Raw genomic sequence first — 14974 nt, forward strand, 5'->3', positions numbered from 1 at the left:
ATGGACTTGCGCATCGATGTGCAGGCGCTGGAGGGCAGCGGCACCGATCCGGATTTCATCGCGTTGAACGATCCGGCCGCGCCGGGCTCGCCGACGGAAGCCCCGCCGCTGCACGGCGGGAAGGGTCGGCTGTTGCGGGTGGCGCTGCCGCCGGTGTTGGTGCTGGGCTCGGCGGGCGGGTCGGGGGCCTCGACCACGGCATTGGGCCTGGCGGCGGCGGTGCGCGGGGGCGATACCGGTAAGCAGGTGTGGCCTATCGCGGTCGACGCGACCGCGTGCGGGGGAGACCTCGCCAAGCGGGGCGCGGACGCGGCGGCTCCGGCAAGTTCGCTGCAAGCGTGGCTGGAATTCCCGGCGCCGTATCGCGAACGGGGAACTTCGGCGGCCGGATGCGCGGGCCGGTCGTCGTCGGGTGCTGCGGTGCTGCCCCGTACCGGGGATCCGCTGCCGGGCCGCAATTCGTTCGTGAGCGTGCATCGCGATCTGGTCGGCGCAGGCTGGCTGCCGTTCTATGACGGTGGCGCGCCGGTGAGCAATAAGAGCCTGTCGCCGCTGCTCGCGGATCCGACGGTGGCTCTGGTGATCACGGTCGCGGCCCGCGCGGACGCGGTCAACCGGTTGCAGGCCGCGCTGAAGTGGCTCGATGACAACTACGGGCAATTCCATCTGTCGGATGCGGTGCTGGTTGTGACGCAACAGCATCCGACGCCGGTGGCTGCGGCCACCGAGCACGTGCGCAAGCACCTGGGCAAGTGGGTGCGCGCAGTAACCGAGATTCCGTTCGATCTGCATCTCGCCGAAGGCGGCCCGGTGGCGTGGCACCGGCTGAGCGGCGAGACCAGAGCCGCGTATGTGCATCTGTTGGGAGAGTTGCGATGAGGAAGACGACGATCGCCCGGAGCGGGCGCGGAGTTCTGGCCACGGCGGCGGTCGCGGTCGTCGTGGTGGCCGGTGGGGCGTCGCCGGCGGCCGCCGACCCGGCGACCACCACGGCGGCCGCAGATCCGAGCGGCGATATCCCCTGCACCGCTTTGCATGTGGTGGGTTTCCAGGGGACCGGCGACAGCGGCGACAGCGCCAATCCGACCGCGGATTCGGGGTTTCTGGGCGCGTCGGTGACAGGGCCGCTGCTGCGGCAGGTCAACGGTGAGAACGGCTCGGCGGTCTCGCGGCAGCTGGTGGCCTACGCGGCGGACTTCGGTCAGAACAAGACCTATACCGAGAGCGTGACCAGCGGTATCGCTCTCGGCATCAAGGCGATTGCGACCTATGCCAATCGGTGCCCGAAAGCGATGATCGCGATCATCGGGTATTCCCAGGGCGCGCAGATCGCCGATGAGATCGCTCGCATCATCGGTTCGGGGGAGACGAACGCGCCGATCCCGGCGAATCGGGTGGCGGGGGTGAGTCTGTTCTCTTCGCCGATCCGCACCAATGAGGCGACGACGTTCCCGGGTGCTGGGACGCGGATGTCTCCGGCGACCGCACCGGGGGTCTCACAGACGGTGCTGTCGGATCTGATGCTGGCAGCGGCGAATGCGACTGCGGGAGCGGGGATTTCCACGGCGGCTCTGGCCAAGGCGACGGGGTACGGGGCGCTCACGGGGCGCGTGGCGTCCTGGTGCGCGACCGGCGATATCGCGTGCTCGACTCCGGCGGATTCGCAGCTGGCCAAGATCATCGCGAATATCGCTGGGCAGACACACTTCTCGGGTCAGGATCCGCTGCGCACGGTCGCCGATATCGCGACCTCGCTAGGCAGTTCGATTCTCAAGACCGCGGTCGAAACTGTGAACTCGGATCTGTCCTTCTCCGGCGGCAAGTTCAGCGTCAACACCGGCAATACGAGCATCTTGGGCCGATTAGCGACCAATACCAACCCGGTGACCTCTAGCGCGTCTTCGACGGCCGACATCATCCGCTCCATCATCAAAGTGGGTGTGATGGGCTTCAACGCGGCGGTCACCTTCGGACAGAAAGTGCTGTCGAGCTCGACCATTACCAGTCTGGTCACCACGGGGTTGACCAATCCGGCAGCGGTGCTGGTGGATCTGGGTGTGCAGCTGGGCAAGGCGGCCCTGGAGCTGGTTCCGCCGGCCACGGTGCTCAGCGGTGTGCAATACATCTTCAACCAAATCACTTCGTTGCTGTCCGACAATGTCGGACTCGTGCAGATGGCCTTGGACCTGCGGTATTGGCAATCCGGCGCCCAGCACACCTCGTACGACTCCTGGCAGGTCGGAAGCGACGGGCAGACCCCGACGGCGTTCACGGTGGCGTGGTTCGGGGCGCTGGCGACCGCGCTGGATGCGAAGGCCAAGGCGTCGTCGACGTCCAAGCCGAGCACCACGACGACACGCGCCACAACGACTACGGCCACAACGACTCCCGCCCCGGTGACGACTACGACGGTGCGGCCGTCGACAACGTCGCCGGTGCCGACCACGGCTGTGCCGGGGCAATGAGCGGGGAGGTGGGTGACGGTGAGGACGGGACGCGATGAGCGCGAGTGCGGCACCGGCGGTCGCTGGTGGAGCCGTACTGATGATGATGGTGACCACGATCATGATCGTGGTCTGGGACGCGGAGGATCAAGCGTCGACGGCCTGCCCGAGCGGCGGCGGTGCGTCGCTGGCGGCCGCGGTGGCTCCCTCAGCCTCGGCCGCCACCACACCGAATCCCACCACCTCCACCAATCCCTCGTCGGCGGCCGCCGTGCCGTCGATCTCCGCGGGGAGGTCGATGCCGGTGGCTGAGGGCACGTACACGATTTCGCGCGGGTTCGGAGTGCAGCCCGACGGCGAGGATCACAAGGGCATCGACTATGCCGCCAACGCTGGCACGCCGATCTACGCTGCTGCCGATGGCACGGTCGTCGCGGCCGGGGCTGCGTCGGGATTCGGCGATTGGATCGTCATCGACTCGGTCGATGAGACCGGTGCGGCGTTCTCCACGGTGTACGGGCACATGTACGACAACGGCATGGTCCACGCCGACGGTACGCCGGTGACGGTTGGCGAGAAGGTTTCCGCTGGGCAGCAGATCGCCGTGGTGGGCAGCAACGGCGAATCCAGTGGCCCGCATTTGCATTTCGAGCTGGTTCCCGGAGGTCGGTTGACCGGAGGGAAGCAAATAGACCCGATGCCGTGGCTGTCCGGAGCTGCGACCACGAGCGGCGGCGGCACAGGGGCGAACTCCGGGGGAGGCGGGACAACGCAGTCCTGCCCCTCGGGGTTCGGCACACCCGGCGGGCAACTCAAAACCGGCAAGGTACCCGCCGAACTCGAACAGTGGTACCGCAAAGCGGGCAGCATGTGCCCGGAGATCTCCGCATCTTTGCTGGCTGCTCAAGGTGAGGCCGAGTCGGGGTTCCGCACCGATGCGGTTTCTCCGGACGGCGCCGAAGGCGTGGCCCAGTTCATGCCGGGCACCGCGAAATCCCTTGCCCCCGACGGGCAGCCGTATATCCGTGACGAGACGGGCAAGGGGTACGCCTCGGCGATGGATCCGGCCGACGCCATCATGGGCCAAGGCCGCTACATGTGCGCGCTGGCGCAGCAGATCAAGGGCTGGGAGTCAGAGGGCAAGGTGTCCGGTGACGTGGTGGCGCTGGCGGTGGCCGCCTACAACGCCGGTCCGGGCGCGGTACTCGAGTCCGGTGGGATGCCGAATCAGATTCCGCGGCATTTCACCGAGACCCGCCCTTATGTGGAACGCATCCTCGCTGCTGAGCCGGGATTCCGGGAAGCCAGTTCGAACGGGCGGTTCGTTCCGACGCCGGGGACCGCGTTGGGCTCGCAGACGGTATCGGCGGCGCGGCAATGGATCGGGCTGCCCTATGTCTGGGGCGGTGGCGGAACGTCCGGACCGAGCAATGGCGGATTCGACTGCTCCGGACTGACTTCGGCGGCGGTCTATGCGGCCTCGAACGGGACGGTGACGTTGCCACGCACCTCCGAGCAGCAATGGAGCGTGGGCGTGGAAGTGTCCATGGACCAGGTGCAGGCCGGTGATCTCGTGTTCTCCGAGTTCGATTCGGGCACCGGGCTTCCGGGGCATGTGGCTATCGCGACTGGGGACGGGCATGTGATCCAGGCTCCCCAGAGCGGACAGAACGTGTCCGAAGCTGCGATGCCGTCCAACGGTCGAGCGCGGCGGGTGATGTGAGATGACCACTACAACAAGGCATTTCGGGATGACGCGGCGAGCCGCGCGGCTGGTTCCCCTGTTGTTCACGGTGGGGCTTGCGGCTGCTGTGGGCGGCTGTGGTCACGAGAAAGCCTCCTTGCCAGCGAGTTCGACGACTCCGCCGCCGTGGACGACGCCGACCGCGATCACGGCCGCGGGTCCGGCAGCGGGGGACAGTCCCGAAGCGGTGGCCGCGGCGGCGATGCGCGAGCTGTACACGCTGCGTCCGACCAGCGAGGCGGCGGGCGATGCGCTCAACCGGATCCGGCCGTGGCTGAGTCCGGCGCTGCTGGCGCGACTGGGCCCGGCAGCGGCACCGGTGGCCTCGCACCAGAGTGCGCCGTCGCAGTGGGCGAGTTGGAAGGCCGGCGGCGCGCGGGTGGACGCCGCGACGCTGGTCAGCGCCGAACGGCCGCCCAGCGAGGCACCGGGGCACGCCTCGCGCAAGGTCGGGGTGACCCAAACGGCGATCTGGCCCGACGGGCACAGCGAGGCCCTGGCCCCGTTCACGGTGATCGTGGACCTGATTCAAGCGTCGCCCGGTTGGCGGGTCGATGACTACCGGAGCTGGTGAGGAGGTGGTGGTGATGACGGATTCGACAGGGCTGGAGCCGGTTCCGATGTGGAGTCAGCCGGTACCCGGGCAGAGCGGCCGCCCGCCGCTGGTGTGGCTGGTCGGCACGCACGGCGGGGCGGGGGTGAGCTATTTGGCCACCTCGATTTCCTTCGCGGGCGATGCCGGGCAGCGCTGGCCGGGCATGATCGGCCTGGGGCGTGGGCTGGATTCCCCGCTGGTGGTGCTGGTGGCGCGCAGCCATATGCACGGCCTGGCAGCGCTGCATCGCGCGCTCCTGTCGCATATGCAGGGGGCTACACCTGCGGGGGCGCATCTGCTCGGGGCACTGACGGTGGCCGATATCGACCGGCCGCTGTCGAAGACCGCGGCCACGCGCCGCGAGACGGTCGAGTCGCTGGCGCACGATTTGGGCGCGGTGTCGTGGCGGTTGGGCTGGGTCGAGCCGTGGCGCACTCTCGAACGCCACGAGCTACCGGCGTGGAAGCCCGAACAGACCGCGGTCCGCCTCGGCGAGCGCGACGCGACCCGCGTCCCGCCGCCGCCGGTGCAGGGCTTGGCCGAGCAGATGTTCGTCACCGCGCGCACCGCAGTGACGGCGCTGCGCAAGAAACCCAGACTCGGCGACACCAGCGAGGTCGCCGCCGGATGAATCAATCTCCTTGGAACGCAACGAATTCAACTGTCGCTCACACGGAAGGTAGAGAGCAATGATCGCTCATATGGTGCTGGATTTTCTGGCACAGGATCAGAACGGGAACGTCATCAACGTCACGACGACAACCCCGCCGGGCTCGGACAAGATTCAGAAGCTGCTGGGTGTGATCTCCTGGGTTGCCTTCGCGGCGCTGATCGCGCTGACCGCGAAATCGGGTGTGACGTTCGCATCCGCCTACAGCGACGGCGCGGCGTCGCCGGGACAGAAGATCGCACCGGTTGCCTGCGGGGTCGGCGCGATCATCGTCGGCAGTGCGGCCAGCTGGATCACCTTCTTCGCGTAAGGCGATGGCGATGCTCGCTGCGGATATGCAGATACCTCCGGCGGACGTGACCGGCCCGCTTCTTTCGCTGCTGGGCATGTTCTTGTGGCTGGTGTTCGCCGCGCTGATCGCGGCGGCGACCTGGTCGGGCGTGAAGTTCGCGCGCTTGTATGAGACGGGCGCCGGCCTCGACCGCGCCAGCACGAACCTCCTGGTGACGTGCGTGTGCAGCCTCCTCGCCTCGACCGCGTCGGCGTGGGGCGCGTTTCTGCTCCTGTGATCCTCCGGAGGAACTGATGATTTCCAGACGATTGATCGGCGCGCTACTGGCCGGGCTGCTGCTGACCGGGGCCGCCGCCGGGTGCGGTCGACACGACGATGCCGACGGCACCGCGACGGCGCATATCGACACCAGCGCCGCGCCCGCGGCGGCGAAATGGCAGTCCTATCGGGGCGTGTATGTGCCGTTCACGCAAGCGGGGCCGGCGCAGACCGGCGGGCCGGTGCCGGTGAAGTATCAGCAGACTCCGCAGGGCGCGGTGGCTGCTGCGATGCAGGCGCAAGCGCGGCTGTCGCTGGCTCCTGATGATGCATGGAGCAAGGTGGCCAACACGTTGGTCGTGGCGGGGCCGGGCCGGGATGCGTTCGCGACCGCGCGCGTGTTCGCTTCGATCACCAGCGAGACCGATCCGGCGCAGACGGCGCAGTTCCAGGGGTTCCGGATCGAGGGGTGGACGCCGGAGGCGGTCACGGTGTGGCTGGCCACGCGGATGCCGACCGGTGAGCTTTCGGCGCAGCCGAGTCGGATGCTGTGGCGGTCGGGGGATTGGAGGCTCGAGCTTCCGGCCGGGCAGAAGGCTGACGAGCAAGGCCGGGTTCCTACCGATCCGGTCGCGCTGAACACCCTCGACGGCTACACAGAATTCCATCGCTGATCGAGACGAGAGAGCAGGGGAAGCCGTGAAAGACACCACCACTGAACAGGATTCGCAATCCGAAGGCACGGGCGAAGGGTGGATGCACAACCGCACCACGCTGATTTTGGCGATCGGTTTCGTGGTCCTGGTGCTCGTTGCCGCCGGAGGGGTGGCAGGTTCGCGGCTGCTGGGCGGTGGCGAGTCGAGTGACCGAAATCAGGCCGGAGGGAATTCGCAGACCGCGACCACAACGACTTCGGGCGCGACACCGACCGGGTTCGCACCACCTTCCTCAGACCAATTGGGGCGGCCGGTGACAAGGCCCAACAACCTTGCAGGGCAAGCACTTCCGCAGAACCCGGTACCACACGGTGACTACAACTGCCCGGCGGCCCCGAACTGCGCTGTCGTCGATGCGCCCTCCGGGATGATGTGGCAGCAGGTGGGGCCATTCACCTTGCCGTTCTCGACCTCGGACGGCCCTGCACGGATCGACGGCCCCGTTGCCGCCGGGTACACCCGCACCCCACAGGGGGCGGCATTGGCTGCGTGGCAGATCATTTGGCGACTGGCGATGTCGCGGACCTATTACGACGCGGTCGTACCGCGGCAGGTCACGGGGACCGCGCAGGATCTCGACTCGCTCACGCCGACCAAAGGCAATTGGGACATCTCGCAAAAACCGGCGTATTTCCTTCGGCCCTCGGCATTTCGGCTTACGAGTTGGGACGGTTCGCACGCGATCATTCAGTACGCGGTGCCCCAAGTGGGTGGGTCCTGGTTCAGCATGCAATTCGATGCGATCTGGGTAGATGGTGACTGGAAGCTGCGGGCGCCGGGCCCGACGGAGAACAAGGTCAAAACGCCTGTCGCGTCCTTGGTGGGGTGGACGCCATGGTGAAACGTCTGCTGGTCATCGTCGCGGTCCTCATGGCGATGATCGGTCTGGCCCCCGTGATCGCGATGGCGCAGCCGATCACAACGACTCCCGCATACCCGACGACCACGGCCCCGGCCGCGCCGACGACCACGGCCGCGCCGACGACCACCGAGACCGATCTGTACTCGGGGTGCCGAGACCTCAAGGACAACATCCCCATTCCTGGGCTCGACAAGGCTGCGGAATGGCTCTGCGATGGTGCGACTGCCGCGACAGATCCTTCAGGCGCGGCGAGTGAAGCTACGAAAGGCATCCTGGGCAAGGTTGCCGACGAGCTTGCTACTGGCTGGAAAAAGGGCATCGCTTTGATGTTCAGCTGGTGGTATCGCACGCCGATCACATCGTCGATCGGCACCGATGGAACATCGTCGTTCGTCGACTCGGTGCATTCGTATCTGCGGTATTTCCAAGTCGGAATCTTCGTCGTCAGCATGGGTTTGGCGCTGGTGCGGATTGCGTGGGCGCAGTCCGGGGCGCGTGATCAGCAGGTGATGGAGGCGGTGACCCTCGCCAAGCGCTCGGTACTGGTCTCGGGGACGTTGGTCGGGATGGCGGTCCTCGGGGACAACGCGATGCGGTCGGCGAGCACGTGGTTGCTCGAAGGATTGGCTGGTGGGGTCGATCCGTCTCAGGCTCTCGACCGGCTGATGAAGATCAACAGCCTGGGCGGTTACCTCGGCACCGGCTTGTTGTTCGTGTTCGCGCTGCTGGGGCTGTTCGGCGTGATTTCCCAGATGATGTTCATCCTCGTGCAGATCGCGGTGTCCAAGCTGGTGCTGGGGGTACTGCCGTTGGCGGCGGCCGCCTCGGGCACGGAAGCGGGCAAGCAGGCATATCGCAAGCTGCTGGCCTGGGTGGTGGTGTTCATCGTCTTCCCGCCGGCCACGGCGATCGTGTACGGCACGGCTTTCGCGTTGGCGTTCGGAAGCGATGATGCGCAAGGCGCGCTGGCGGGAATGATCCTGCTGACGCTGTCGGCACTGACCCTGCCGTCTCTGGTGCGGCTGCTGGTCCCGATGGCTGGGCAGGTCGCCGGTGGCAGTGGCGCGGCCGCCCTCGGCGGCGCGGTGCTGGCCACCGGTGCAGTGCCATTGGCGCAGCAGGCAATCAGCGGGGGCGGAGGCGGAGGGGATCGCCCATCGTCGAACGGTGGCCGCTCCGATGGAGACCGGCAGCCCTCGGGTTCGATCCCGACGCCTTCGGGTTCTCAGCCGACCACGGGCGGCGGCGGAAGCCGTAGCGGTGGCGGCAGTACCCCGCCGCCGTCGGCGGGTGCGCCTGGTGCCGCGAGCGGTGGTGGCGGCACGGCGGCGGCCGGTGCAAGCGGCGCAAGCGGCGCGGGTGCTCCGGCGGCTGGTGCGGGTGCGGCCGCTGGTCCGGTGGGAATCGCGGCGGTGGCGGTGGTCCAGGGTGCGCAGAAGGTGGCAGGTAGTGCGGCCAGCAACGTCGGTTCTCCGGAGCCGCCGCCGGGTCCGACGGGCGGGCCGGTCGGCGGCCGGTCCGATGGCAACTAGAGCAGAGTAGGAGTAGCCGATGGTCGAGCAGCAGATGCGCCCGGATGCGCAGCGCACCTATGGTTCCGGTCATGAGGTGAGACGCGTCTATGCTTTCGGGTTGCCACGCAAAGTCTTTATCGCCCTGGCGATTTCGGTGATCCTGGGCCTGGTGTTGACCATGCTCGGGTTCAAGATTTTCGGGCTGGTGTGGGCCACGTGCTCGGTGCTGGCCGGTATTCCGATGAGTGTGCGGATCATGGGCAAGACTGGCTATGAGCTCGCACTACTCGAGTGGGCCTGGAGCCGAGAGAAGAAGTCGGGCCGCAATATTCTGCGCGCGGGCCCGCTCTCGCACGCGCCGGGCGGCCGCACTCGCCTGCCGGGTGTGGGAGCTGGAACCGAAATGTGGTGGGGCGTAGACAAATACGGCCGCCGTTTCGGCATGATCCGAATGCCTCAGACCGGCCAATACACTGCGGTTCTGCGATGCTCCCCCCGCGGGGTCGCCGGTATGGAGCAGGACGTGGTGAACATGATGGTTGCCCAGTGGGGCAACTTCCTCAAGCGCGTCGGTGAGCCTGGCGACGTCGCGGGGGTGGTGACCGTGGTGGAAACCATTCCCGAGACCGGGGCGCGATTGCGGATGGAGATGGCGCGCATCACGCACCCGCACGCTCCGGACTTCGCGAAAGAGTTCGTCAGTCAGGCCGGGGCCGGACGGGCTGCGGACCGCAGCGGCCATCAAGTACATGTGCGGATGTCGATCACGTGGAACGCCCGGACCGAGGCCAAGCGCAAGGATCCGATGGTGATGGTGGGCGATCTGGCCAACCGGCTGCCGGAGCTGTGCGGGCTGCTGGCCGGGTGTCAGGTGGTGGCCGAACCGATGTCGGACTACGAGATCTCGGCGACGGTACGACGCTGCTATGACCCGCGCGTCTCGGTGGAGACCGCTGTCGAAGGACTGGTACGCCATCGTGGCAATCCGCCTGAGGGCGAGTTCATCGACTGGGTCGATGCCGGGCCGCTGGATGCCGATGCGTTGTTGGATCGACAGACCTATGTCCATGACGGGGCGTTCTCCCGTACCTGGGTGATGGGCGCGCCGCCGTCGGGGTTCTTCAGCGAAGCCGTGCTGACCCCCTTGCTGGTCGGGCGAAGTGACGTGCCGCGCAAGCGGATCGCACTGATTCACCGGCCCCTGCCTCCAGCGGAGGCGGCCGAGAGCGTGCACGCGGATCTGTTGTCCGCGCGCGCGGAGGTCTCCACGACGCGCGCCATGGCGAGCGCGGGCGCGGAGCTGAAGGTGGTGGCGACCAACCAGGCGCGCAGCGAACAGGCGCTCGGTGCCGGCGTCACGGATTACGGATTGCTGATCACCGTGACCGCGAGTTCGCTCAGCGAGTTGGAAGAGGTCGGCGATATCGCCAAGGACATGAGCCAAGCCGCGCAGATGAAGATCCGCCCGGCCTGGAATCAGCAGCCCGCGGCGTTCCTGGCGGCGTTGGGTGTCGGGGTGCTGCTTCCCGATCACGCCACGGTCGGCAAGACCCTGAAGGGGGAGTGACGACATGGGCATGATCTACCGGCCTCGCCGGTTCTACGAAGACCGGGTGCGCCGGTCCTGGCAGTCGCGGACCCCGAAGCCGCAGGCGGCGGCTGCGGATGCGCTGGCGGTGGGTCGGCGGCGGCGGCGCGCCGAAGCACGCGAACGTGAGCAGGCCAAGCACGCGAAGTACCGTGCCGAGATCGCCAAGCGTGATCCCTCCCGGCGAGAACCGAAGTGGCGCAAGTCCTACAAGCTGTCGCATCGGGGCCTGGAGGGCGTCGGCGGCGGCGCTATGGGAGTGATCGACCCGCCCCCGCGGTTCCGGGCGACCACCGTTCAAGCCTGCGGCATGTTTCCTTTCACCATCGGCGACACGCACCCGCTGATCGGTACACCGTTGGGTGACAACCTCAATACCGGCGGCACGATGTGCTACGACCCGACCTCGGCCACCTACACCAGCCGTCTGCAAGTCACGCCGTCGTTGTTCGTATTGGGCCTGCCGTCGTTCGGCAAGTCCTCGCTGGCACGCAAGATCGTGCTGGGCGATATCGCGGCCGGGCGCACGCCGTACATCTTCGCCGACACCAAGGGCGAATACACCTCGCTCGTAGAGGATCTCGGCGGCGTGGTGATCCGGCTCGGCCACGGCCACGGCCACCTCAACCCGCTGGCGGTGGGCGCGCTCGGATCGATCGTGCCGCGCCTGATGGCGGCAGGTCGCCCGGACCTGGCCGCCGGGGTGCGCACGGAAGTGCTGGCGCGGCGGCGGCGACTGGTACAGGGCTTGTGCGAGATCGAGCGCGGGGAAGCGCTCGCGCAGCTCGAACGCAACATTCTGGGTCAAGCGCTGCGGATGCTCGATGAAGATCCGGCCTACGGTCCGGACAATCCGCCGCTGATCGAGGATCTGTCACGGCTGATCGAGTCCGCACCTGAGCAGTTGGTGCGCCGTGCCCGGGCCCGCAGCGGCGAGGCGTACGAAGACACCGTGCGCGGGCTGCTGGCGACCCTGGATGCCTTGCTGGACGGCGATTTGGGCTCGGTGTTCGCCGGGCACACCAGCAATCCTCTGGACCTGGGCACGGCCGCGCCGGTGGCGGTGTGCGTGGATATCTCGAGCTTGTCAGCCAGTGATGAAAAGCTGTTGGCCGCAGTGATGTTCGCCTGCTGGGAGGACGGCTTCGGCGCGGTCGAAGCCGCGCACACGCTCGCGGATGCCGGGCTGGCCCCGCAACGGACGTTCCTCACGGTCATTGACGAGTTGTGGCGGGTGCTCAACGCCGGGCCCGGCATGGTCGAGCGGATTAACGCAACCACCCGCCTGACCCGCACATTGGGGACGGCGCTGATGATGATCACGCACACGGTCAAGGATCTCGAGTCGCTGGATTCGGAGTCCGATGTGAAGAAGGCCAAGGGCTTCATCGAGAGAGCCGGGGCGGTCATCGTGGGCGCGCTGCCGCGCGATGAGATGGCCGCGCTCGATGCCATCATTCCGTTCACGGCGACCGATCGCGACATGGTGTCGTCCTGGTCGACGCCGGGGATGTACGACCCGGCGACCGGCCGACAGGCTGCGAGCCCTGGGCGCGGAAAGTTCTTGTTGCGCATCGGAACTCAGCGTTCACCGGGTGTGCCGTTCCGGACCGAATTTACGAAGATCGAGCAAACTCGGGGCTGGCACGATACCGACACTCGGTTTGCGGGGGTGCGTGCAGCATGAGCAATCAACGAGTTCCCTCGAGTACCGATCGTCCGATCTATGTCGGCGAGTCCAATACTGGTCTGTACGCGATGCTTGCTCTGGTCCTGGCGTGGGTGGACGCGACGGTGACGGTGTGGCTGTCGTTGTGGCTCGGCGGCGGCCCCACGGTCAATCCGCTGGTGGTGTTGTTGGCGTGGGTCTTTGGCCGGCTGGTGTGGACCACGGCGGCGATCGTCTGGGCGCTGGTGTTCGTGGCGGTGCAGCTGGCGGCGGCGGTCTGGGTGGTGCGGCGGTGGTGGCGGCGGATCCGGTCACGGAACGATCGCGCGAGCCGGTTCGACTTCGCTACGCAGTGGATGGCCCAGGGCGCGGACGTGGCTCCGCTGTCGCGGGAGGCGGGCTTGGCCTCGTCGGCGCGACTGAGCAACGTCCCGTGGCCGGGAAACCCGTTGGGGGTGCTGGTGACACCGCAGGGCACACCCGGCTACGAGCAGGTCAAGACTCAGCTCGATCCCGCGAACATGCTCTACAGCGGGTGCGAGGCGTTGACCGTCGATGTGTGGGGCCCGCGGCGCGGCAAGACCACGAGCCGTGTGGTTCCGGCGATCGTGGGGGCGCCGGGCGCGTGCGTGGTGACCTCGAACCGCCGGGACGTGGTCGATCTCACGCGCGGGGTGCGGGAGAAGCGCCGTGGCGGTGCGGTTTTCGTGTTCGATCCTCAGCGCATCACCGGGTCCGATGAGCCGCAATTCTGGTGGGATCCGATATCGGCGATCACCATCGACGATCGCGAGATGTGGCCGGATCGCTCGGAGAAGCTGGCCGATCTGTTCTTGGCCGCGACCATGCCGCCGGGTGCGCGCCCGGATGCGTTCTTCGATCCGGAGGGCCGTGATCTGCTGGCGCGGTTGCTGCTGGCGGCGGCGGTGTCCGAGCAGCCGATCACTCGCGTGTACGAGTGGATCACCGAGCCGACACCGCAGCCTCTCAAGCATCTGCAAGAGAGCGAATTCACCTCGGCGGCAACGGCACTGGCGAAGTTCATCGGATATTCCGCGAGGCAGAGAGATGGCCTGTTCGGCACGGCGAAGAAGATGACGAACATCCTGTCGCGTCCGAGCGTGCAGAAGTGGGTGAGTCCGAGTAACCGCCGCCCGCAGTTCGATCCTCTAGCCTTCGTCACGACTCCCTCGACGCTCTACATCCTGTCGAAGGAGGGTGCCGACAGCGCCGGCGCGCTGGCGACAGCGTTGGTGTGGGCGGTTTGCGATACGGCTGAGCGGTATGGGGAGCGATGCGGGGGCCGGTTGCCGGTACCGATGGTCGTGCCGCTCGATGAGCTGGCCAACGTCATCAAATGGCCTGATCTGCCCGCGAAGTTCAGCCACTACGGCGGTCGCGGCATTCTCATGATGGCGATCCTTCAGAACTGGGCGCAGGGCGTGAACACCTTCGGAGCTGAAGGGATGCAGCAGTTGTGGGACGCGGCGACCGTGCAGTATTTCGGCGGCGGTGTCCGCGACGACGTGATGTTGGGCAAGCTCAGTGAGTTGATCGGCTCGCGGTTCGAGATCGCGACATCGACGAATGTGCAGCGCCCCTCCGACATGCTGTCGACGGCGAGCGGGCACACCTCGGTGAGCCGCGACACCCGCGAGCACAAGATTTTCACCATTGCGCATCTGTCGCAGCTGCCGTACGGGCGGGCGGTGATGTTGTGGGACGGCAAACCAGCACTGGTGCGGCCGGTCCCGTACTGGGATCGCCCGTACGTCAAGCAGATCAACGAATCGTTGGCCACCTACGCGCCCAAGAATCCCTTCGAAAAGCCCGACCTGCCCGAGCAGCCCTCCCAGTGGTGGACGCGGATGCTGCCACGCCGGGCCCGCGGCGCTCTGCCTGCGGCAGGGGGGTCACAGCCGGTGTTCGATTGGATCGAAAGCGAGGACGTATTGCCATGAGCACCAACGGATCCGGCGGCGATCTGAAGTTGGACAAGCAGGTGGGCAAGCAGATTGCCGAGCTGATGGAGCGGCGATTCTCGCCGAGCTTGCGCGATGTGGCCAACACCCTCGCCGATCGCAAGTTCTTGGAGCTGATCAACACTGCCGGCGGCGGGCGCATCGGCCGCCAGCTCGATGAGCTGGCGGCACGGATCGCGGCCAAGAAGATGCAGGCCCTGGCCGATGGCACGGCGGGTCCGGCGGAAACCCTCGCGTATGACTCGCTCGAAGAATTCTGCGTCGAGTTCCTGTTCCCGGTGTACGCCTGCAACCTGTATTCGACGGCGATCAAGTGGTGCCCGTCGTGGTCGGAGCACGCTGGGGCGGTGGTCCGGCTGGAAGCGGCGTGGCGCTCGTTCGAGCATTACCGCCTCGAGGGTCTGCCGGGAATCGCGAATTGGTTGGTGAGCGTGGGGGATCCGCTCATGGCGAAGTTGATGGACCCCGACACGGGGCCGTTCGTGTTCTGCGACGCGAAAAAGGGCCACGAGCACAACGGGCAGGACCAAACCGAAGATCTGCCGCATACGCCGCTGCCTGCGGATTCCCCGTACGCGCGCAAACCCGCTACGCAGCCGGTGCCGTGAGCGGCCGCGCTGATGAGAACTGATTCGCCCAC

The 14974-nt window shown here is 67.1% G+C and carries 16 protein-coding genes; 14 read left to right on the forward strand and 2 right to left on the reverse strand.

What is annotated here, in order from left to right; translation table 11 throughout:
- Both NY1_RS36295 and NY1_RS36300 read left to right on the forward strand, forming a co-directional pair.
- Nucleotides 1-879, forward strand: a complete 879-nt coding sequence (locus NY1_RS36295; protein WP_157762693.1) for a MinD/ParA family ATP-binding protein — start codon at nt 1-3, stop codon at nt 877-879.
- A complete protein-coding gene (locus NY1_RS36300; protein ID WP_067721708.1) occupies nt 876-2465 on the forward strand; it encodes a cutinase family protein in 1590 nt (529 codons plus the stop codon). The genes NY1_RS36295 and NY1_RS36300 overlap by 4 nt, the downstream gene beginning before the upstream one ends.
- Before the next feature lie 126 nt (nt 2466-2591).
- On the opposite strand, the gene NY1_RS44895 is transcribed toward NY1_RS36300, so the two are convergent.
- Complete coding sequence (locus NY1_RS44895; RefSeq protein ID WP_233434642.1) at nt 2592-2762, reverse strand: hypothetical protein; 171 nt, start codon at nt 2760-2762, stop codon at nt 2592-2594.
- On the opposite strand from NY1_RS44895, the gene NY1_RS36305 reads away from it, so the two are divergent.
- Genes NY1_RS36305 through NY1_RS36350 form a run of 10 tightly spaced genes read left to right on the forward strand, consistent with a single transcriptional unit; the run spans nt 2743 to nt 12370 of the window.
- On the forward strand, nt 2743-4167 hold the full coding sequence (locus NY1_RS36305; RefSeq protein ID WP_233434639.1) for a peptidoglycan DD-metalloendopeptidase family protein: 1425 nt from the start codon (nt 2743-2745) through the stop codon (nt 4165-4167). The genes NY1_RS44895 and NY1_RS36305 overlap by 20 nt on opposite strands.
- Nucleotides 4168-4195: 28 nt before the next feature.
- Complete coding sequence (locus NY1_RS36310) at nt 4196-4762, forward strand: hypothetical protein (protein ID WP_157762694.1); 567 nt, start codon at nt 4196-4198, stop codon at nt 4760-4762.
- A 13-nt stretch (nt 4763-4775) separates the two neighbouring features.
- Nucleotides 4776-5414, forward strand: coding sequence for a hypothetical protein (locus NY1_RS36315; RefSeq protein ID WP_157762695.1), 639 nt, complete (start codon nt 4776-4778; stop codon nt 5412-5414).
- A 58-nt stretch (nt 5415-5472) separates the two neighbouring features.
- Entirely contained in the window at nt 5473-5763 is a 291-nt protein-coding gene (locus NY1_RS36320) for a hypothetical protein (RefSeq protein WP_067721712.1), read from the forward strand.
- A 4-nt stretch (nt 5764-5767) separates the two neighbouring features.
- Entirely contained in the window at nt 5768-6022 is a 255-nt protein-coding gene (locus tag NY1_RS36325; RefSeq protein WP_067721713.1) for a hypothetical protein, read from the forward strand.
- Between the two features lie 16 nt (nt 6023-6038).
- A complete protein-coding gene (locus NY1_RS36330; protein WP_157762696.1) occupies nt 6039-6677 on the forward strand; it encodes a DUF8175 domain-containg protein in 639 nt (212 codons plus the stop codon).
- 25 nt (nt 6678-6702) lie between these two features.
- On the forward strand, nt 6703-7560 hold the full coding sequence (locus NY1_RS43395; protein WP_157762697.1) for a DUF8175 domain-containg protein: 858 nt from the start codon (nt 6703-6705) through the stop codon (nt 7558-7560).
- Nucleotides 7554-9113 (forward strand): hypothetical protein, encoded by a 1560-nt coding sequence (locus tag NY1_RS36340; RefSeq protein WP_157762698.1) that lies wholly within the window; start codon nt 7554-7556, stop codon nt 9111-9113. The genes NY1_RS43395 and NY1_RS36340 overlap by 7 nt, the downstream gene beginning before the upstream one ends.
- 19 nt (nt 9114-9132) lie before the next feature.
- Complete coding sequence (locus NY1_RS36345) at nt 9133-10662, forward strand: SCO6880 family protein (RefSeq protein ID WP_084536024.1); 1530 nt, start codon at nt 9133-9135, stop codon at nt 10660-10662.
- A 4-nt stretch (nt 10663-10666) separates the two neighbouring features.
- Nucleotides 10667-12370: a putative type IV secretion/conjugal transfer ATPase gene (locus tag NY1_RS36350; RefSeq protein ID WP_084536026.1), complete on the forward strand. Its 1704-nt coding sequence runs from the start codon at nt 10667-10669 to the stop codon at nt 12368-12370.
- A 37-nt stretch (nt 12371-12407) separates the two neighbouring features.
- Here the strand turns inward: NY1_RS36350 and NY1_RS43905 are convergent, their stop codons facing one another.
- Nucleotides 12408-12830 (reverse strand): hypothetical protein, encoded by a 423-nt coding sequence (locus NY1_RS43905; protein ID WP_169815453.1) that lies wholly within the window; start codon nt 12828-12830, stop codon nt 12408-12410.
- Between NY1_RS43905 and NY1_RS36355 the strand changes: the two genes are divergently transcribed.
- Nucleotides 12808-14313: a type IV secretory system conjugative DNA transfer family protein gene (locus NY1_RS36355; protein WP_233434640.1), complete on the forward strand. Its 1506-nt coding sequence runs from the start codon at nt 12808-12810 to the stop codon at nt 14311-14313. The genes NY1_RS43905 and NY1_RS36355 overlap by 23 nt on opposite strands.
- Nucleotides 14314-14342: 29 nt before the next feature.
- Nucleotides 14343-14942 (forward strand): DUF4913 domain-containing protein, encoded by a 600-nt coding sequence (locus tag NY1_RS36360; protein WP_169815455.1) that lies wholly within the window; start codon nt 14343-14345, stop codon nt 14940-14942.
- The last annotated feature ends 32 nt before the right edge of the window (nt 14943-14974 follow it).

Source organism: Nocardia yamanashiensis NBRC 100130, from assembly GCF_001613325.1.
Taxonomy (GTDB): domain Bacteria; phylum Actinomycetota; class Actinomycetes; order Mycobacteriales; family Mycobacteriaceae; genus Nocardia; species Nocardia yamanashiensis.